The 19,802-nt window shown below is 42.1% G+C and carries 21 protein-coding genes; all 21 read left to right on the top strand.

The genetic code is table 11. The features are described 5' to 3' along the window. Positions 1 to 21: 21 nt before the first annotated feature. Positions 22 to 1,155: a glycoside hydrolase 5 family protein gene (locus M1D84_RS10755; RefSeq protein WP_024424141.1), complete on the top strand. Its 1,134-nt coding sequence runs from the start codon at positions 22 to 24 to the stop codon at positions 1,153 to 1,155. A gap of 238 nt (positions 1,156 to 1,393) precedes the next feature. After that, positions 1,394 to 1,867 carry a ribosome maturation factor RimP gene (gene rimP / locus M1D84_RS10750; protein ID WP_003211398.1) on the top strand — a complete coding sequence of 158 codons (474 nt, stop codon included), beginning with the start codon at positions 1,394 to 1,396 and terminating at the stop codon, positions 1,865 to 1,867. A 32-nt stretch (positions 1,868 to 1,899) separates the two neighbouring features. Then, complete coding sequence (gene nusA / locus M1D84_RS10745) at positions 1,900 to 3,015, top strand: transcription termination factor NusA (RefSeq protein WP_024424140.1); 1,116 nt, start codon at positions 1,900 to 1,902, stop codon at positions 3,013 to 3,015. A 15-nt stretch (positions 3,016 to 3,030) separates the two neighbouring features. Continuing rightward, positions 3,031 to 3,315: an RNase P modulator RnpM gene (rnpM, locus tag M1D84_RS10740; protein WP_024424139.1), complete on the top strand. Its 285-nt coding sequence runs from the start codon at positions 3,031 to 3,033 to the stop codon at positions 3,313 to 3,315. Beyond that, positions 3,308 to 3,610 (top strand): YlxQ family RNA-binding protein, encoded by a 303-nt coding sequence (locus M1D84_RS10735; RefSeq protein ID WP_024424138.1) that lies wholly within the window; start codon positions 3,308 to 3,310, stop codon positions 3,608 to 3,610. The genes rnpM and M1D84_RS10735 overlap by 8 nt, the downstream gene beginning before the upstream one ends. A gap of 19 nt (positions 3,611 to 3,629) precedes the next feature. Further along, positions 3,630 to 5,750: a translation initiation factor IF-2 gene (infB, locus tag M1D84_RS10730; protein WP_025092597.1), complete on the top strand. Its 2,121-nt coding sequence runs from the start codon at positions 3,630 to 3,632 to the stop codon at positions 5,748 to 5,750. After that, positions 5,747 to 6,025, top strand: a complete 279-nt coding sequence (locus M1D84_RS10725; RefSeq protein WP_024424137.1) for a DUF503 domain-containing protein — start codon at positions 5,747 to 5,749, stop codon at positions 6,023 to 6,025. Before infB ends, M1D84_RS10725 begins: the two co-directional genes overlap by 4 nt. Positions 6,026 to 6,042: 17 nt before the next feature. Next, on the top strand, positions 6,043 to 6,393 hold the full coding sequence (gene rbfA / locus M1D84_RS10720) for a 30S ribosome-binding factor RbfA (protein ID WP_007499525.1): 351 nt from the start codon (positions 6,043 to 6,045) through the stop codon (positions 6,391 to 6,393). Positions 6,394 to 6,461: 68 nt separating this feature from the next. Next, entirely contained in the window at positions 6,462 to 7,391 is a 930-nt protein-coding gene (truB, locus tag M1D84_RS10715; protein ID WP_024424136.1) for a tRNA pseudouridine(55) synthase TruB, read from the top strand. A 17-nt stretch (positions 7,392 to 7,408) separates the two neighbouring features. Next, a complete protein-coding gene (gene ribF / locus M1D84_RS10710; protein ID WP_024424135.1) occupies positions 7,409 to 8,374 on the top strand; it encodes a bifunctional riboflavin kinase/FAD synthetase in 966 nt (321 codons plus the stop codon). Between the two features lie 140 nt (positions 8,375 to 8,514). Continuing rightward, entirely contained in the window at positions 8,515 to 8,784 is a 270-nt protein-coding gene (gene rpsO / locus M1D84_RS10705) for a 30S ribosomal protein S15 (protein WP_008354438.1), read from the top strand. A gap of 181 nt (positions 8,785 to 8,965) precedes the next feature. Continuing rightward, positions 8,966 to 11,083, top strand: a complete 2,118-nt coding sequence (gene pnp, locus M1D84_RS10700) for a polyribonucleotide nucleotidyltransferase (RefSeq protein ID WP_024424134.1) — start codon at positions 8,966 to 8,968, stop codon at positions 11,081 to 11,083. 124 nt (positions 11,084 to 11,207) lie between these two features. Next, positions 11,208 to 12,161 carry a polysaccharide deacetylase family protein gene (locus tag M1D84_RS10695; protein ID WP_024424133.1) on the top strand — a complete coding sequence of 318 codons (954 nt, stop codon included), beginning with the start codon at positions 11,208 to 11,210 and terminating at the stop codon, positions 12,159 to 12,161. Positions 12,162 to 12,194: 33 nt separating this feature from the next. Further along, positions 12,195 to 13,424: a M16 family metallopeptidase gene (locus tag M1D84_RS10690; RefSeq protein ID WP_024424132.1), complete on the top strand. Its 1,230-nt coding sequence runs from the start codon at positions 12,195 to 12,197 to the stop codon at positions 13,422 to 13,424. A 72-nt stretch (positions 13,425 to 13,496) separates the two neighbouring features. Beyond that, positions 13,497 to 14,420 carry an aminoglycoside phosphotransferase family protein gene (locus M1D84_RS10685; RefSeq protein ID WP_024424131.1) on the top strand — a complete coding sequence of 308 codons (924 nt, stop codon included), beginning with the start codon at positions 13,497 to 13,499 and terminating at the stop codon, positions 14,418 to 14,420. A gap of 71 nt (positions 14,421 to 14,491) precedes the next feature. Next, on the top strand, positions 14,492 to 14,764 hold the full coding sequence (locus tag M1D84_RS10680) for a YlmC/YmxH family sporulation protein (RefSeq protein ID WP_024424130.1): 273 nt from the start codon (positions 14,492 to 14,494) through the stop codon (positions 14,762 to 14,764). A gap of 122 nt (positions 14,765 to 14,886) precedes the next feature. Then, on the top strand, positions 14,887 to 15,789 hold the full coding sequence (gene dpaA, locus M1D84_RS10675; RefSeq protein WP_149126651.1) for a dipicolinic acid synthetase subunit A: 903 nt from the start codon (positions 14,887 to 14,889) through the stop codon (positions 15,787 to 15,789). Further along, a complete protein-coding gene (gene dpaB / locus M1D84_RS10670) occupies positions 15,786 to 16,379 on the top strand; it encodes a dipicolinate synthase subunit B (RefSeq protein WP_149126650.1) in 594 nt (197 codons plus the stop codon). The genes dpaA and dpaB overlap by 4 nt, the downstream gene beginning before the upstream one ends. A 139-nt stretch (positions 16,380 to 16,518) precedes the next feature. Continuing rightward, a complete protein-coding gene (gene asd, locus M1D84_RS10665; protein ID WP_024427010.1) occupies positions 16,519 to 17,538 on the top strand; it encodes an aspartate-semialdehyde dehydrogenase in 1,020 nt (339 codons plus the stop codon). 92 nt (positions 17,539 to 17,630) lie between these two features. Next, positions 17,631 to 18,845 carry an aspartate kinase gene (dapG, locus tag M1D84_RS10660; RefSeq protein ID WP_024424126.1) on the top strand — a complete coding sequence of 405 codons (1,215 nt, stop codon included), beginning with the start codon at positions 17,631 to 17,633 and terminating at the stop codon, positions 18,843 to 18,845. Positions 18,846 to 18,875: 30 nt separating this feature from the next. Continuing rightward, positions 18,876 to 19,742, top strand: coding sequence for a 4-hydroxy-tetrahydrodipicolinate synthase (gene dapA / locus M1D84_RS10655; protein WP_024427012.1), 867 nt, complete (start codon positions 18,876 to 18,878; stop codon positions 19,740 to 19,742). Positions 19,743 to 19,802: the final 60 nt, after the last annotated feature.

Here is a 19,802-nt window from a genome sequence, read left to right as displayed (position 1 = left end):
TAGATTGTGAGGAGAATGTAAATGAAAAATTGGGCTCAAAGAGTGTCTTGCTTCATACTTATAGCCGCTATATGGTCTGGCTGGTTTTCGCTTACGATGAAGGCTGCCGCTTATGTGCAGACGTCTGGTACACAATTTACGCTGAACAATCAACCATTTTACTTCGCCGGCACAAATAATTACTATTTCCATTACAAATCTAAAAAAATGGTAGATGCTGTGTTCGATGATATGAAAGCAATGAATTTAAAGGTCATACGGATTTGGGGCTTTCACGACGGGGCTCCTCAAGAAAACTCAGTCTTACAATCTAGTCCAGGCGTCTATGAAGAATCTGGTTTTCAAAAACTAGATTATGCGATTTATAAAGCAGGACAGGAAGGAATAAAGCTTGTGATCCCACTAGTGAACAATTGGGATGACTTTGGCGGTATGAATCAATATGTGAAGTGGTTCGGGGCAGGATCGCATGATGCCTTCTATACAGATCCTCGTATTCAAAAAGCTTACAAAAATTATGTGCGCTATGTATTAGAAAGAACCAATACGTATACAGGTGTTCAATATAAAGACGATCCAGCTATTATGACTTGGGAATTAGCCAACGAGCCGCGGATGCAGTCAGATCCAACGGGAAATGTACTAGTCAAATGGGCAGATGAAATGAGTACATGGATCAAATCTCTGGATCGTCACCATCTTGTTGCAGTAGGAGATGAAGGATTCTTTCGCATACCAGGACATGAAGATTGGTTTTACGGTGGAGGAGAAGGCGTCGATTGGGACCGTTTAACATCTCTTCCTAATATCGATTATGGAACCTATCATCTGTACCCAGATCACTGGAGCAAGTCTGCTGCCTGGGGAGTGAAATGGATCGAAGACCATATCACCCGCGGGAAGTCAATCGGAAAGCCAGTTGTGCTAGAAGAGTTTGGCTATCAAAATCAATCAGCTCGTCCTGACGTATATCAGAGCTGGCTGTCAGCGGTAGAGCGGCTCGGAGGGGCTGGCAGTCAATTTTGGATTTTAACAAGCATTCAGGACGATGACTCGCTCTATCCGGATTATGACGGTTTCCGCATTATAAAAGGAAGCAGGGAGGCAGCACTTATTAGTGAACATGCGAAAAGAATGAATGAAAAGAATCGATGACGAATGCCTGCTGAATAAGGAACTTCATTTGCATAAAAAAATTGGATATGGTATAGTTTTTATGGAAATGCTAACGATTACCGAGACAAGAGTGGGGAAACCCGCTCTTTTGTATTGAACAGGCAATTTTTGTCTCGACATTATTCATCCGTTTTCTGCTCCCCCTGCTCACATAAAGCAGGGTTTTTATGCAGAATGATTGATAAGAGCGTTTATCGAAAGCACAAGGAGGAAGAGAATGAGCAAAAAAGTAGTGGATGTCGTAAGCGAAATGGTGCAGCCAATTTTAGATGGCTTACAGCTTGAACTCGTTGATGTTGAATTTGTCAAAGAGGGTCAAAACTGGTTCCTTCGCGTGTTTATTGACTCTGATAAAGGTGTCGATATCGAAGAGTGTGCCAAAGTGAGCGAAGCCTTGAGCGAAAAGCTTGATGAGGCAGATCCGATTAGCCAAAACTACTTTCTTGAAGTGTCCTCTCCTGGAGCGGAGCGCCCATTAAAGAAAAAAGCTGATTTTGAAAAAGCACTTGGAAAAAATGTTTTCATGAAAACATATGAACCAATTGATGGTGAAAAAGCATTTGAAGGTGAGCTTACAAGCTTTGATGGTGAGATTGCAACAGTGACAGTGAAGATCAAGACAAGAAAGAAAGAGATCAATATTCCATACGAAAAAATAGCTAACGCAAGATTAGCAGTTTCGTTCAATTAACCTTTTCATTGATATAAGGGGGAACCATAAAAATGAGTAGTGAGTTGTTAGATGCCCTGACTGTTCTTGAGAAAGAGAAGGGTATTAGTAAAGAAATTATAATTGAAGCGATAGAAGCTGCACTCATTTCTGCATATAAGCGTAATTTTAATCAAGCACAAAATGTTCGTGTTGATTTAAACCGCGAAACGGGAACGATTCGTGTGTTCGCAAGAAAAGATGTTGTAGATGAAGTGTATGATTCTCGCCTTGAAATCTCTGTAGATGATGCAGCCAATATTAACCCGAATTACATGGTTGGTGACGTCGTTGAGATTGAAGTCACACCAAAAGACTTCGGACGCATTGCAGCTCAGACAGCGAAACAAGTTGTGACGCAGCGAGTGAGAGAAGCAGAGCGTGGTGTGATCTACACTGAGTTCATCGACCGCGAGGAAGACATTATGACGGGAATCGTTCAGCGGATTGACAGTAAATTTATTTACGTGTCACTTGGCAAAATCGAAGCCCTTCTTCCTGTCAATGAACAAATGCCAAATGAAGAATACAAACCACATGACCGCATTAAAGTGTTCATTACAAAAGTAGAAAAAACAACAAAAGGACCACAAATTTATGTGTCTAGAACACATCCAGGTCTTTTAAAGCGTTTATTTGAAATTGAAGTACCAGAAATTTATGATGGTACTGTAGAACTTAAATCGGTTGCTAGAGAAGCTGGGGACCGTTCTAAAATATCTGTTCGTACAGATGATCCTGATGTTGATCCAGTTGGCTCCTGTGTTGGACCAAAAGGCCAGCGTGTACAAGCAATTGTCAATGAGCTAAAAGGCGAAAAAATTGACATTGTCCATTGGTCTAATGACCCGGTTGAATTTGTTGCCAATGCGCTCAGTCCATCAAAAGTACTTGATGTCATTGTGAATGAAGAAGACAAGGCGACAACAGTCATTGTCCCTGATTATCAGCTGTCATTAGCGATTGGTAAAAGAGGTCAAAATGCCCGCCTTGCAGCGAAGCTGACTAGCTGGAAAATCGACATTAAAAGCGAAACAGATGCAAGGGAACTCGGTATTTTCCCAAGAACTGAAGACTCTGAATCTCTTTTCTTAGAGGCTGAACCAGTAGCTGAGGAATCTGACGAATAAGAGGTGATATTAAAGGTGAAAAGCCGAAAAAAAATCCCGCTTAGAAAATGCGTCGTGACGGGAGAAATGAAACCAAAGAAAGAACTGATCCGTGTTGTTCGTTCTAAAGAAGGAGAAGTGTCTGTTGACGCTACCGGAAAAATGAACGGACGCGGAGCTTACCTTTCTCTCGATAAAGAAACCATTCTTGCGGCAAAGAACAAACGCAGTTTACAGCAGCAATTTCAGACACAGATTGACGAACACATATTTGAAGAATTACTAGAACTAGCTGAAAAGGTGAAAAAACCTAATGAATGAATCTGAATGGTATCCTTTGCTTGGTCTAGCAAATCGAGCTCGTAAAGTCGTGTCAGGAGAAGATCTGGTGATCAAAGAAATTAGACATGCGCGTGCTAAGCTGGTTCTTCTTGCAGCAGATGCCTCATCTAACACAGAGAAAAAGGTATCTGACAAATGCAAATTTTATAATGTTCCGGTTAGAAAAGTTGAAGACCGTTCCGTTCTCGGACGTTCTATTGGGAAAGAAGCTCGCGTAGTTGTCGCTGTCACTGACCAAGGCTTCGCTAAGAAGCTCATAAGCTTGCTCGATTAATTTATTTGGGGGTGAACGAATGGCTAAAGTGAGAGTATATGAATACGCAAAAGCCATAGATGTTTCAAGTAAAGATATTATAGCAGCGCTTAAGGATATGAACGTGGAAGTGAACAACCACATGGCGACGCTTGAAGACGACACTGTGAAAAAGCTAGACGCTATCTATAAAAAAGCCAAAGCAAAAGAGACAGCTAACGAGAAACCCGCAGAACAAAAAAAACAATCATCTAACAAAAACAATGATAGAAAGAAGAATGACGTGCAGAATAATCAATTTAATAAAAACAAAAAAAACAACAACCAAAATAAAAACAAAAATAAACGCGGTGGAAATAACAAACCGCAGCATCAGCAAGCTAGACCTGTGAAGCCTAAAAAAGAGCTTCCTGAAAAAATTGAATTTACAAATTCAATGACTGTCGGCCAGCTGGCTGATGAGCTTGGAAAAGAAACAGCTGAAATCATCAAAAAGCTGATGATGCTTGGTGTCATGGCAACGATCAACCAAGAACTTGATAAAGATACAGTTGAATTAATCGCTTCTGAATATGGTGTTCCAGTAGAGGAAGTCATTATTTTAGAAGAAACTGAACTTGAAAAGTATGAAGTTGAAGATAAAGAAGAAGATATGCAAGTACGCCCTCCAGTTGTAACGATCATGGGCCACGTTGACCACGGGAAAACAACTCTTCTTGACAGCATTCGTAAGACAAAAGTCGTCGAAGGCGAAGCAGGTGGAATCACGCAGCATATCGGTGCATACCAAATTGAAGAAAACGGCAAAAAAATTACGTTCCTTGATACACCTGGACACGCAGCATTTACAACGATGCGTGCACGTGGTGCCGAAGTAACGGATACGACAATTCTAGTCGTTGCAGCAGATGATGGTGTCATGCCTCAAACAATTGAAGCGATTAACCATGCGAAAGCGGCAGAAGTGCCAATCATTGTCGCTGTTAACAAAATTGACAAACCAACAGCGAACCCTGACCGCGTGATGCAGGAATTAACTGAGCATGGTCTTGTACCAGAAGCTTGGGGCGGCGAAACCATTTTCGTTCCACTATCTGCGAAAACAGGTGAAGGCATTGACGAATTGATCGAAATGATCCTTCTTGTCAGCGAAGTAGCAGAACTGAAAGCCAACCCTAATCGTGCGGCAAAAGGGACTGTCATCGAGGCTGAGCTTGATAAAGGAAGAGGTTCTGTTGCAACCCTCCTTGTTCAAACAGGTACACTTCATGTAGGTGACCCAATCGTTGTCGGAAATACATTTGGCCGTGTACGTGCAATGGTCAATGACATTGGCCGCCGCGTGAAAACAGCAGGACCATCTACACCTGTTGAAATCACTGGTTTAAACGATGTACCGAATGCAGGGGATCAGTTCCTCGTATTCAAAGATGAAAAAACAGCTCGTCAAGTCGGTGAGGCGCGTGCTTCTAAACAGCTGGATGAACAGCGTTCAGATAAAGCAAAATTATCTCTAGACGACCTATTTGAGCAAATCAAACAAGGTGACGTAAAAGATATCAACTTGATCGTCAAAGCAGACGTACAAGGCTCTGCTGAAGCATTAACAGCAGCTCTTCAAAAAATTGAAGTCGAAGGCGTAAAAGTGAAAATCATCCATACGGGTGTTGGAGCGATTACAGAATCAGACATCATTTTAGCAAGTGCTTCTAATGCCATCGTGATTGGCTTTAACGTACGTCCTGATGGAAATGCGAAGAGCACAGCTGAAACAGAGAACGTAGATATCCGCTTGCACCGCATTATCTATAAAGTCATCGATGAAATTGAAGCTGCGATGAAAGGGATGCTTGACCCTGAATATGAAGAAAAAGTCATCGGTCAAGTTGAAGTTCGTCAAACGTTCAAAGTATCTAAAATCGGTACAATTGCTGGCGGTTATGTAACTGAAGGAACGATTACAAGAGATAGCGGAATCCGCTTAATCCGTGACGGCGTCGTTATTTTTGAAGGCGAAGTTGACGTGTTAAAACGATTTAAAGATGATGTGAAAGAAGTTTCACAAGGCTATGAATGTGGTATTACCATTAAGAAATACAATGATATCCGTGAAGGTGATGTCATGGAATCATTCGTTATGCAAGAAATCGAAAGAAAATGATCGGTTATACCGAATGTGAGTGCATGATCTATGATGCATCCTCACTGAAGGAAAAACGTGCGGTTCTTCAGCGAATATTGACAAGAACGCGTCATAAATTCAATGTAACCATTGCTGAAATGGATTACCAGGATACATGGCAGCGTACATCAATCGGAATCGCCGTGATTTCCTCATCTCGGGTTCAAGTGGAAAAGGAGCTTCAGCGTGTATTAAGCTTTATCGATTCTTTTCCTGAAATTGAACGTACGATCACGAAAACTGAGTGGTTTTAATTAGAGGTGATAAGATCATGAGTATGAGAGCAACCCGTGTGGGTGAGCAAATGAAAAAAGAATTGGGCGACATCTTAGGCAGAAAGCTAAAAGATCCAAGAATCGGCTTTTTGACTGTAACTGATGTCGAAGTATCCGGTGATTTGCAAATTGCCAAAGTCTACATTTCAGTTCTTGGCGACGAGAAGAAAAGAGAGGAAACCTTAAAAGGTCTTGCAAAGGCAAAAGGGTACATCCGCTCTGAAATTGGCAATCGAATCAGACTTCGCAAAACACCAGAACTGCACTTTGAATTCGACGAATCTGTAGATTACGGAAATCGAATTGAAAGCCTGATTGCTGAATTAAACACAAAAGATCACGAATAAGATGTTGAAATAAGGATAGGCGATGATCGTCTGTCCTTTTTCATCGTTTATGAAAGGAGAGAACGCAGATGATAAATGGTGTTCTTTTATTACATAAAGAAAGAGGCATGACCTCACACGACTGTGTGTTTAAAGTAAGAAAAATTTTGCACACAAAAAAAGTCGGCCATACAGGCACCCTCGACCCAGAGGTTTCAGGTGTTCTCCCTATTTGTATCGGAAGAGCAACGAAGATTGTAGAATACTTAACAGATAAATCGAAAACGTATGATGCGGAGATCACGATTGGCTTTTCTACAACAACAGAAGACCAAACAGGTGAGATCGTAGAAGAAAAAAAGGTGGAAAAACCGATCTCAGAAAAAGAAATTGATGAGGCGCTGAAGCAGTTTGAAGGAACCATTGAACAAATTCCTCCCATGTTTTCTGCTGTGAAAATTGGCGGGAAAAAGCTCTATGAATATGCAAGAGAAGGCATTGAAATTGAGCGGCCGAGCCGAGAAATTACTATTCACCGTATCGAGCGGACTACACCTGTCACATATGAGGATGGTAGCGTGTCATTTAGGTTTACCGTTCTATGTTCAAAGGGAACATATGTGAGGACCTTAGCGGTTGATATCGGGAAGAAACTAGGGTTTCCAGCCCACATGTCACATCTCATTCGTACAGGGTCTGGTGATTTTACACTTGATGAATGTATCACGCTGGATGAGCTGCGAGATATAAGCGAGGAAGGAACTGTAGATGAGCACCTTGTCCCGATCGAGCGTGCGCTCAATCATTTGCCGAAATGGGAGATAAATGATACATTAGCAAGTAAAGTGGAAAACGGTGCAGTCCTGCCAATGCCTGATGAATTTGCTCATTTCGCAGAGTCGGATCGTGTCGCTGTATTTGCTCCTTCAGGCCGTTGTCTGGCGATTTATATGAAGCACCCGACCAAACAGAACCTGATGAAGCCGGCGAAGATCTTATCTCAGGACAAGCAATCTTAAAGAAAAGGTGACATCTCGTGAAGACTATACATATTTCACACCCACATACATTGAATCAAAAGGATCAAGTCCCGTCTGTCATGGCTTTAGGGTACTTTGACGGTGTTCACCTTGGGCATCAAAAAGTCATTGACAAAGCAAAAAGCATTGCGAAAAAAGAAGGATTGGCCTTAGCAGTCATGACCTTTCATCCGCATCCATCACATGTTTTGCAAAAGGCACGGGAACCAAAAGACTTAATTACACCGCTTGAGGATAAAATTGATTTTATCGAACAGCTGGGCGCTGACTATTTATACATCGTACAATTCAGCGAGAGTTTTGCAGCTCTATCTCCTCAAGAGTTTGTGGATCAATATTTGGATGAATTGAATGTGAAGCACGCAGTAGCGGGGTTTGATTTTACGTTTGGCCGTTTTGGTGCAGGCACAATGGAAACGTTCGACGAATACGGAAAGGGCCGTATCAATGCAACCATCGTACCTAAGCTGTCCAATCAAGACAGAAAAGTCAGCTCCACTCTCATCCGTTCCGCATTAAAAAATGGGGATGTTGAATATGTGAGCGAGCTTTTAGGCAAACCTTATCAGCTTCGCGGTATTGTCATCCATGGAGACAAACGCGGACGGACGATCGGGTTTCCGACAGCTAATGTCGGCTTATCTGCTGAATACATTATTCCGCCAACAGGGGTATATGCAGTAAGAGCAGAAGTAAAAGGTAAAGTATATGACGGTGTTTGTAATGTCGGCTATAAACCAACATTTTATGAAAAACGTCCTGATCAGCCTGCCATTGAAGTAAACCTCTTTGATTTTAACGAAGAAATATATGGCCAGCCGATTAAATTACAATGGTTCAAACGCATTCGCAGTGAACGAAAATTTAACGGAATCCAGGAGCTGACGGCTCAAATCAGTCAAGATAAAGAAGAAGCGATTCAGTTTTTTCAAGATCAGCATAAGCAAACAAAAAAATCATAGAAAAACTGCTCTACCATTTGCAAATTCAGCATATTTTTAGTATGATTATTCCTGTAGCTTTAAAACCACTTACTTGGCAGGCCGACTTCACCGACGGCTGCGAGGTAGATGGGGCTAACATGATTTGGAGGTGAAACAGGATGGCAATTACTCAAGAGCGTAAAACGCAATTAATTAATGAGTTCAAAACACACGAATCTGATACTGGATCTCCAGAAGTTCAGATCGCTGTCCTAACAGAATCAATTAACAACTTGAACGAGCATTTACGTACTCATAAGAAAGATCACCACTCACGTCGCGGTCTTTTGAAAATGGTAGGTAGACGTCGTAATCTTCTTACGTATCTACGTAATAAAGACGTAACTCGTTACCGTGAGTTAATTAACAAACTAGGCTTACGTCGATAATCGTAAAAAGCGGGAGGATTCCCGCTTTTTTATCGTATAATCACTAATATTTTATGGTTAAAATGTTGAAAGAATGGCAAAAACCCTTCTACATACAGCTTTCACATTGATATGTGAAAATCATTTTGTTCATAATAAGAACTAACTAAAATTTTTCGATAAGAGAGGAGTTTTTCTCAGAATGGGACAAGAGAAACATGTCTTCACCATAGACTGGGCTGGACGTCAACTGACAGTTGAAACTGGCCAGCTTGCAAAGCAAGCAAACGGAGCGGTCCTCGTACGCTACGGAGATACGGCTGTGCTTAGCTCAGCAACAGCTTCTAAAGAACCAAAACCACTTGATTTCTTCCCGCTCACTGTGAACTACGAAGAAAGACTATACGCAGTAGGTAAAATTCCTGGCGGCTTCATTAAAAGAGAAGGCCGTCCAAGTGAAAAGGCTATCCTTGCGAGCCGCTTAATTGACAGACCAATTCGTCCGCTGTTTGCAGATGGATTTAGAAACGAAGTACAAGTCATTAGTATCGTCATGAGTGTGGATCAAGATTGTTCATCTGAAATGGCTGCAATGTTTGGCTCATCTTTAGCTTTATGTGTGTCTGACATTCCATTTGAGGGACCAATCGCCGGCGTTACAGTAGGACGAGTGGATGGAAAGCTGATCATTAACCCAAATGTGGAGCAGCTTGAACAAAGTGACATCAATCTTGTGGTTGCCGGAACAAAAGATGCGATCAACATGGTAGAAGCTGGTGCTGATGAAGTACCGGAAGAGACAATGCTTGAAGCGATCATGTACGGTCACCAAGAGATTAAACGCTTAATCGAATTCCAAGAAGAAATTGTGAAGGCAGTCGGTAAAGAAAAAATCGATATTCCTTTATATGAAGTAGATCAAACGTTAGCAGACGAAGTAAAAGCACTTGCTGAAGCTGACCTGCTGAAAGCGATTCAAGTACATGAGAAGCATGCGCGTGAGGATGCGATCAGTGCTGTGAAAAAAGCTGTAGTTGAGAAGTTTGAAGCAGAAGAACGTGACGAAGCAACGATTAAACAAGCGAAAGATGTATTAAACAAGCTTGTCAAAAACGAAGTTCGCCGTCTGATCACTGAAGAGAAAGTACGTCCAGATGGACGCGGCGTAGATCAAATCCGTCCACTTTCTTCAGAAGTAGGACTTCTGCCAAGAACGCACGGTTCAGGCCTATTTACAAGAGGACAAACACAGGCGCTCAGTATTTGTACATTAGGTGCACTTGGCGATGTGCAAATTCTTGATGGTCTAGGTGTTGAAGAATCAAAACGCTTCATGCACCATTACAACTTCCCGCAATTCAGTGTTGGTGAGACAGGTCCAATGCGCGGTCCAGGCCGTCGTGAGATCGGACATGGTGCACTAGGTGAACGTGCACTAGAACCAGTCATTCCATCCGAAAAAGATTTCCCTTATACGGTTCGCCTCGTTTCAGAGGTATTAGAATCTAACGGATCTACTTCACAAGCAAGTATTTGCGCAAGCACACTTGCGATGATGGATGCGGGTGTTCCAATTAAAGCACCAGTTGCAGGGATTGCAATGGGACTTGTGAAATCTGGGGAATACTACACAGTGCTGACAGACATTCAAGGAATGGAAGATGCACTTGGAGATATGGACTTTAAAGTGGCAGGTACATCAAAAGGTGTCACAGCCCTTCAAATGGACATCAAAATCGATGGCTTGTCAAAAGACATCTTAGAAGAGGCTCTTCAACAAGCGAAAAAAGGAAGAATGGAAATCTTAGACAGCATGCTGTCAACGATTCCTGCTTCTAGAGGAGAATTGTCTCGTTATGCACCTAAAATCTTAACGATGACAATCAATCCGGATAAAATTCGCGATGTCATTGGACCAAGCGGTAAACAAATCAATAAAATTATTGAAGATACCGGTGTGAAAATCGATATTGAACAAGATGGTACAATCTTCATATCTTCTACAGAAGAAGATATGAACCAAAAAGCGAAGAAAATCATTGAAGATCTTGTGAGAGAAGTTGAAGTAGGACAGCTTTACTTAGGTAAAGTCAAACGCATTGAAAAATTCGGTGCCTTCCTTGAAATCTTCAGCGGAAAAGATGGACTTGTTCATATTTCTGAGCTTGCGCTTGAGCGTGTGGGCAAAGTAGAAGATGTCGTGAAACTTGGCGATGAATTACTTGTCAAAGTCACTGAAATCGATAAACAAGGCCGTGTGAACCTTTCTCGGAAAGCTGTTTTACGTGAAGAAAAGGAAAAAGAAGAAAAGCAGTCTTAATGAGATCAAATAAAATGTGTTAGAAGCCAGGTATCCGTGCCAGGCTTCTTTCTTTTCTTGCGCTAACAATAGTTCTAGCTTGTTTCTCCCCGTCATAATTTGTGGTAAAGGGGAGGGACAACCATTGAAAAAAACGTTACCATTCATTGTGTTTGTATTTTTACTGCTCGTGTCATATCAAACGATGAAGCAGCCGGCTGCTGTTACATATATTGAATCAATGAAAGAGCATGCCGAGGTTGCATCTGTTTCAAAAGATATTTTATTTCAGGAAATTGAATCGAAGTCTTCTGACTATGAAGTAAAGGCGCAAAATGCTAAGATTGATAAAGTGTGGAAAAAGATGCCTGGCTTAAATGGACAGACAGTTGATATCGATGCCTCTTATGAAAAAATGAAGAAACAGGGGTCATTCGATGAAAAGCTGCTTGTTTTTAATGAAACAAAACCATCTATTCATTTACATGAGCTTGGTCCAGAGCCCATTTATAAGGGACATCCAGATAAAAAAATGAATGCATTCCTCATCAACGTAGCTTGGGGTGACGAGCATTTAATCAACATGTTAAAGACGCTGGAAAAGCATCAAGTCAAGGCGACCTTTTTCTTAGAAGGCAAATGGGTGAAAAAAAGCACAGAGCTTGCTAAAAAAATCGTGGCAGATGGTCATGAAATTGGAAATCATTCATACAATCACCCAGATATGCGCACACTGACAAGAGAACGAGCATTAGAGCAGATAACGAAAACAAATCGCCAAATTGAAGAATCCCTTGGGAAGAAACCAAAATGGTTTGCGCCTCCAAGCGGCAGCTTTAAAGAAGAAACAGTCAAGCTTGCCAAACAAGAAGGCATGGAAACCATTATGTGGACAGTAGACACCATCGACTGGCAAAAGCCATCCCCGGCTATTTTACAAAAGCGGGTGCTTGGGAAAATTCACAATGGGGCGATGATATTAATGCATCCAACAGATGCAACAGCGAAAAGTCTTGACGCACTTATCACTCAAATCAAGGAAAGAGGATATGAATTAGGGACGGTTTCTGACCTCCTAAGTGAAAAAAGACATCCGTGATGCGATCTGTTTGTTGAATAGGAGGAGCAAAACTTGGTCAAAACGTATACATGCCAAAACGGAGTAAGAATTGTACTCGAAAACAATCCCACTGTAAGGTCTGTCGCAATTGGCGTCTGGATTGGAACAGGCTCTAGACATGAGACACCTGAAATTAATGGGATCTCACACTTTTTAGAGCATATGTTTTTTAAAGGGACAAAGACAAGATCTGCACGTGATATCGCAGAATCCTTTGACCGCATTGGTGGTCAAGTGAATGCCTTTACATCAAAAGAATACACTTGCTACTATGCGAAGGTGCTTGATTCACATGCTGGCTACGCCCTCGATGTATTAAGCGACATGTTCTTTCACTCAGCTTTTGATGAAGAAGAGCTGAAAAAAGAAAAAAATGTGGTGTACGAAGAAATTAAAATGTATGAGGATACTCCTGATGACATCGTTCATGATTTATTAAGCAAAGCCATTTATGGTGATCATTCATTAGGATATCCGATTTTAGGAACAGAGGAAACACTCTCTACCTTTAACGGAGACTCACTTAGAAAATATATGGATGAATTCTATACGCCGGACCGCGTCGTGATCTCTGTTGCAGGGAACGTAGATGAGACCTTTATTCGTGAGGTTGAAAAGCTGTTCGGTTCTTATGAAGGAAAAGGGAAGAAGCAGCCTGTAGAAGCTCCAACATTTCATTATGACAAGCTCACACGCAAAAAGGAAACGGAACAAGCGCACCTATGCCTGGGCTTTAATGGCCTTCCAGCTGGAGATAAGGGCATCTATGACTTAATCGTCTTAAATAATGTTCTTGGCGGAAGCATGAGCAGCCGATTATTCCAAGATGTAAGAGAGGACAAAGGACTTGCTTATTCCGTCTTCAGCTATCACAGTTCATTTGCAGATAATGGAATGCTGACGATTTACGGCGGGACTGGAGCGAAGCAGCTAAACCTGCTCTCTGAGACCATCTTACAAACATTAGACGTCTTAAAGCGTGAGGGAATCACGCAGAAAGAACTAGAGAACTCTAAGGAGCAAATGAAAGGCAACCTTATGCTCAGCCTTGAAAGCACAAACAGCAAAATGAGCCGAAACGGTAAAAATGAACTGCTCCTTGGCAAACATCGGACACTCGATGAAATTATTGATGAAATCAACAGCGTCACATTAGATGGCGTGAATAACTTATCTAAACGCATCTTTACAGAAGATTATGCGCTTTCGCTTATTAGTCCGACGGGTGATCAGCCATCATAATGTAAACAACACGGCAGACTCAAAAAAGTCTGCCGTTTTATTGTAGGTAAAGAAGAAAGGGGTTCTGCTTTCATGGAACATGAAAAGCTGAAACAGCTCTCTCCACTTCTGACACAAGCTATTTCCTTCCAAGCCATGACATCTGGTTTTTCGGGAGATCGCACCTTTTTGGTTACAATATCATCTAGTGAAAAGCTGGTGCTTAAGTTATCAGACATTCAAACGTATTCGCGCTATAAAAGAAAAGCATCATTTCAGCGGAAGTTAAAAGATCGAGGGATTCTTTGTTCTGAAGTGATTGAGATTGGAATGAGTGCTGAACTAAACTGTACCTATCGTATTTTCTCCTTTATCGAAGGCGAGAATGCTAGAGACTCCATCCATCTACTTACAAATGAAGAGCAGTATGAAATCGGGAGGCGGGCAGCCAGAGAGCTAAGTTTGATGCATACATGCCGTGCACCTTCTCATGTTCGTCCGTGGGATGAGAAAGTCATGGCAAAACATGAACGGTATGTACATGCCTATCAATCAAGTGGCGTGACGTTTTCCAATGATCAGTTTGTATTAGATTTTATCAAGTCGAATGTTGATGCGGTAAAAGAGAGGCCTAACCAGTTCCAGCATGATGATTTTCATTTAGGGAATATTATCATACAAGGTAATCAATATGCCGGTGTGATTGATTTCGATCAATCCGACTGGGGCGACCCGGTTCATGACTTTTATAAATTGTCCTTATTTAGTCGAGAAAGCAGCATTCCGTTCTCAGCTGGACAACTGGATCAATACGTGAGTACGCAGTCCACAAACGATTTTTGGCTTCTTTTTTCCATCTATACAGCAATGAGCTGCTTTTCTTCTATCATCTGGACGCTTTCCTATGATCCGGGACATGTAAAAGACATGGTGAAACGAGTGGAGAGAATGCTAAAAGATCATAATTGCTTTCATCAACTTAAGCCTGTTTGGTATACCAACTCACATCATACATAACTTGAAAAGAGCAGGACGGTCTATTTCTTCCTTTTGCTGCATATATGATACGGAAGGGAAGTGATGCGATTTTGAGGCTGAGTGAACTGTCAGGAAAAGAGATCGTCGATATTAAAAGAGCGGAGCGGCTTGGCGTGCTTGGACAAACCGACCTTGAAATCAATGAACAGGACGGTCAAATTACAGCACTCATTATACCTTCCGTGAAGTGGTTTGGCTTTCGAAAACAAGGAAATGACATCCGCGTCCCGTGGAATCACATTCAAAAAATAGGATCAGATATGATCATTCTCGATGTGCCTGAAGAACTTCAGCCGCACGGAGAAAAAGAGCACCCGCAATAATGGGTGCTCTTTTTCTTTTCTCTCTCTGATTCGTTCACAGGCTGAATCCTCTCCTCATATGCTGAAAGGGAGATTCAGAAAATATTACAGACTTTTTTAAATAAAGAAGGTGAACGGTCAGTATGTTGAGCGGTTTAACGGTTGCGGTGATCGGGGGAGATGCAAGGCAGCTTGAAATTATTCGCAAGTTGTCACAGCAGCATGCCAAAGTATTTTTGGTTGGATTTGACCAGCTGGATCATGGATTTATCGGTGCTGAAAAGCTGAAAATGTCTGAACTTCCATTCGAACAAGTAGACAGTATGATCCTGCCAGTATCTGGGACAACGGATGAAGGCGCTGTTGCTACCGTTTTTTCAAACGAGCAGGTCTTGCTGGAAGCTAAATATTTAGAAAGAACCCCTGCCCATTGTATCTTGTACTCAGGTATTTCAAATACGTACTTAGACAATCTGGCAAAGCAGGTGAACCGGAAGCTTGTGAAGCTGTTTGAGCGAGATGATATTGCCATATATAACTCTATTCCAACAGTTGAAGGAATTATCATGATGGCCATTCAGCAAACGGACTATACGATTCACGGGTCTCATGTCGCTGTTCTCGGACTTGGAAGAACAGGACTCACCATTGCCCGCACATTTCGGGCACTAGGGGCAGACGTAAAAGTAGGGGCGGCAGACACAGCACATTTAGCGCGGGCATTTGAGATGGGGCTTAATCCATTTTCAATGGACCAGTTAAAAGAGGAAGTAACGGATGTTGATATTATCATCAATACCATTCCAAGTCTTGTATTAGATTCATCTGTCATCGTCAGCATGACACCAAAGACACTCATTTTGGATATCGCCTCACGCCCAGGCGGAACAGACTTTGACTTTGCACAAAAGCACGGAGTGAAGGCACTTCTTGCACCAGGACTCCCGGGGATTGTTGCACCAAAAACAGCAGGACAAATCATTGCAAAAGTGCTTTCCGGGCTTTTATGTAAACTTGCGGAGGAAAAAAGGGGGATGGAATCATGACAACATTAAAAGGGAAAAGAATCGGCTTTGGTTTAACAGGTTCCCACTGTACGTATGAAGCTGTTTTTCCGCAAATCGAAGCGCTTGTAAAAGAAGGGGCAGAGGTGCGTCCAGTGGTGTCGTACACGGTGCAGAGCACGAATACGAGATTTGGAGATGGAGACGAGTGGATCGAGCGGATTGAGAAGCTGACTGGATTTCAAGCGATTGACTCAATCGTGAAAGCAGAGCCGCTCGGACCTAAGCTGCCGCTTGATTGTATGGTCATTGCTCCTTTAACTGGTAACTCGATGGCGAAATTTGCAAATGCCATGACAGACAGTCCTGTTTTAATGGCTGCTAAAGCAACCATACGGAATCATCGACCAGTCGTTTTAGGTATCTCAACAAATGATGCGTTAGGTTTAAATGGTACAAATCTGATGAGGCTGATGTCGACAAAGAATATTTTCTTTATTCCGTTTGGTCAGGATGATCCATTCAAAAAACCGACCTCTATGGTCGCGAACATGGATCTGCTATCTCAAACAGTAGAAGAGGCACTCCAGCATAGACAAATTCAGCCAATTTTAATTGGACCAAACGAATAATAGATTCACTAGAAAATCATGAAAGATTCAAAAAAGATGCTTCAAGCCTTGCTTTTCTATGGTAAAATAAAATGTAAAAAGTCATAGGATGGCCATCCGAAAGAAAAGAATCATGGATGGGTCGGAAGGAGTTTTACTGATGGGAAGAGGATTGCATGTAGCTGTAGTTGGAGCGACTGGAGCTGTCGGTCAACAAATGTTAAAAACACTAGCTGACAGAGATTTTGAAATGGATACACTTACTCTACTATCCTCAAAACGTTCTGCTGGAACAAAAGTGACATTCAGAGGTCAAGAGTACACTGTTCAGGAAGCAACACCTGAAAGCTTTGAAGGAGTGAACATCGCATTATTCAGTGCTGGAGGAAATGTTTCTAAAGCGCTGGCTCCTGAAGCAGTCAAACGAGGTGCGATTGTTGTTGACAACACAAGTGCTTTTCGTATGGACGAAAACATCCCTCTTGTCGTACCAGAGGTAAACGAAAAAGATTTGCATGATCATCAAGGGATCATTGCAAACCCTAACTGTTCAACGATTCAAATGGTAGCGGCATTAGAACCGCTTCGTCAGGCATATGGAATGAAAAAAGTCATTGTCTCTACGTATCAAGCAGTATCAGGTGCGGGACATGAAGCCATTGACGAACTATACAGCCAATCACAAGCCATTTTAAATAAAGAGGATGTAACACCAGAAGTCATGCCTTATCAAATTGCATTTAATGCGATCCCGCAAATTGATAAATTCCAAGACAACGGTTATACATTCGAAGAAATGAAAATGATCAACGAAACGAAAAAAATCATGCATATGCCTGAGCTGGAAGTAGCGGCAACATGCGTAAGGCTTCCAATTGAAACAGGCCATTCAGAATCTGTCTACGTCGAACTAGAATCAAATGATGCAACAGTGGAAGACCTCAAATCAATTCTAAAAGATGCACCAGGAATTACGCTGCAAGATGATCCGTCTCAGCAAATTTATCCAATGCCTGCAGATGCTGTTGGGAAAAACGACGTATTTGTCGGCCGCATTCGGAAAGATTTGGACCGTCCAAACGGGTTCCATATGTGGATTGTATCTGATAACCTGCTTAAAGGCGCTGCATGGAACTCAGTTCAAATTGCAGAAAGCTTAAAAGCATTAAAATTAGTTTAACATTCAATGGATGATGAGGACGAACAGAAGAGAGTTAGGCATCTTTCGCCTGCTCTCTTCTGTTACGTCAGAATGAACTTGGAGTGAAAACAGTGAAAATAATTGTCCAAAAATTTGGCGGTACATCTGTCAAAGATGATCAAGGTAGAAAAAGGGCACTTGCACATATCTTATCTGCAAAAGAGAAAGGCTATAAGTCGGTTGTTGTCGTTTCTGCAATGGGACGAAAAGGTGATCCCTATGCGACAGATACGCTGCTTGGTCTGCTTTACGGCAGCGCGCAGAACATGACAAATCGAGAAAAAGACTTGCTTGTTTCCTGCGGAGAGAATATCTCAGCTGTTGTGTTTTCAAGTATGCTGAATGAAAATGGGCTAAAGGCTGTAGCGATGACTGGAGCTCAGGCGGGCTTTGTGACAGATAAGGAGCATACAAGTGCGAAAATTATTGACATGAAGTGCGAACGTCTTGAGGCAGCACTCTCTGAACATGATGTTGTCGTTGTCGCTGGGTTCCAGGGAGCTGCGAAAAATGGAGACGTGACAACAATCGGACGAGGTGGCAGTGATACGTCCGCTGCTGCTTTAGGCGCTGCATTGCAGGCGGACTTTATTGATATTTTTACAGATGTAGAAGGCGTTATGACAGCAGATCCCCGCATTGTTGAAAATGCAAAACCGCTAAGAGTCGTGACATATACAGAAATTTGCAACCTTGCATATCAAGGGGCAAAAGTCATTCACCCGCGAGCTGTCGAAATTGCGATGCAGGCAAAAGTACCAATGAGGGTCCGTTCAACATACTCTGATGATGAGGGCACACTCGTTACATCACACTACTCCGATAAAATGAGCCATGATGTGTATGACCGCCTCATTACGGGTATTGCACATGTCAATGATGTGACACAAATCAAAGTCCCTGCAAAAGAAGGTCAGTACAGCGTACAAACAGAGGTCTTCAAAGCAATGGCAAACGCACAAATCAGTGTCGACTTCTTCAACATCACACCGAGTGAAATTGTGTATACAGTGACAGGTGCAATGACTGAAAAGGCAACGTCGATCCTAAAAGATCTTGGCTATACACCAATTGTGACAACAAATTGTGCGAAAGTATCAGCTGTTGGCGCAGGCATTATGGGTGTACCAGGTGTCACATCTAAAATTGTAACAGCTCTATCCGAGCAAAACATTCCGATTTTACAATCGGCTGACAGTCATACGACCATTTGGGTGTTAGTGAACGAAGAAAACATGAGAGCGGCTGTCAATGCCCTGCATGAAGTGTTTGAACTTTCAAGATAAATGTGATTGAATCATGATGAGGTGAAAAAAATGAATTTCGGAAATATCGCAACAGCTATGATTACACCTTTTGATAAAAAGGGCAACATCGATTTCCAAAAGCTATCAATTCTCATTGATTACTTGTTAAAAAACGGCAGTGACTCCTTAGTCGTTGCAGGGACAACAGGCGAATCGCCAACTTTATCGAATGAAGAAAAAGTCGCTCTTTTTCAGCAATCGGTCAAATTAGCAAATGGTCGTTGTAAAATCATTGCAGGAACAGGCAGTAATAATACAAATGCGTCTATTAAACTAACGAAAAAAGCAGAAGAAGCGGGCGTTGATGCAGTGATGCTTGTCGTACCTTATTACAACAAGCCATCACAGGAAGGCATGTACGCACACTTTAAAGCCATTGCCGAGTCTACATCTCTTCCTGTCATGCTTTACAATGTACCAGGAAGAACGGCAGCTTCATTAGCACCAGAAACAACGATTAAGCTTGCGCAAATACCTAACATTGTTGCCATTAAAGAAGCAAGCGGCGATCTTGATGCTATGACAAAAATCATTGCAGAGACGCCAGAAGATTTCGACGTATATTCAGGGGACGACAGCTTAACACTTCCGGCTGTATCTGTTGGTGCAAAAGGAGTTGTCTCTGTTGCGTCTCATATCGTAGGACTGGATATGCAGCAAATGCTGAAAAGCTATGCTTCAGGCCAAACAGCGAATGCAGCATTGATCCACCAAAAGCTGCTTCCAATCATGAAACAGCTTTTCTCAGCACCAAATCCAACGCCTGTCAAAACAGCCCTTCAGCTGAAAGGACTAGACGTCGGATCTGTTCGTCTTCCGCTTTTGCCTTTGTCAGAAGAAGAGAGACTGGATTTAAGCAGCGTTTTAAACAGCTGATCAAAACAAAAGATTTCGTAAGCGGTCATTCTCAGATGTCCCTGAGTATGACCGTTTTTT

Source organism: Bacillus sp. PK5-006, from assembly GCF_054161415.1.
Note: the sequence above shows the minus strand (reverse complement) of the source record. Positions and strands in the feature narration are given on the sequence as shown.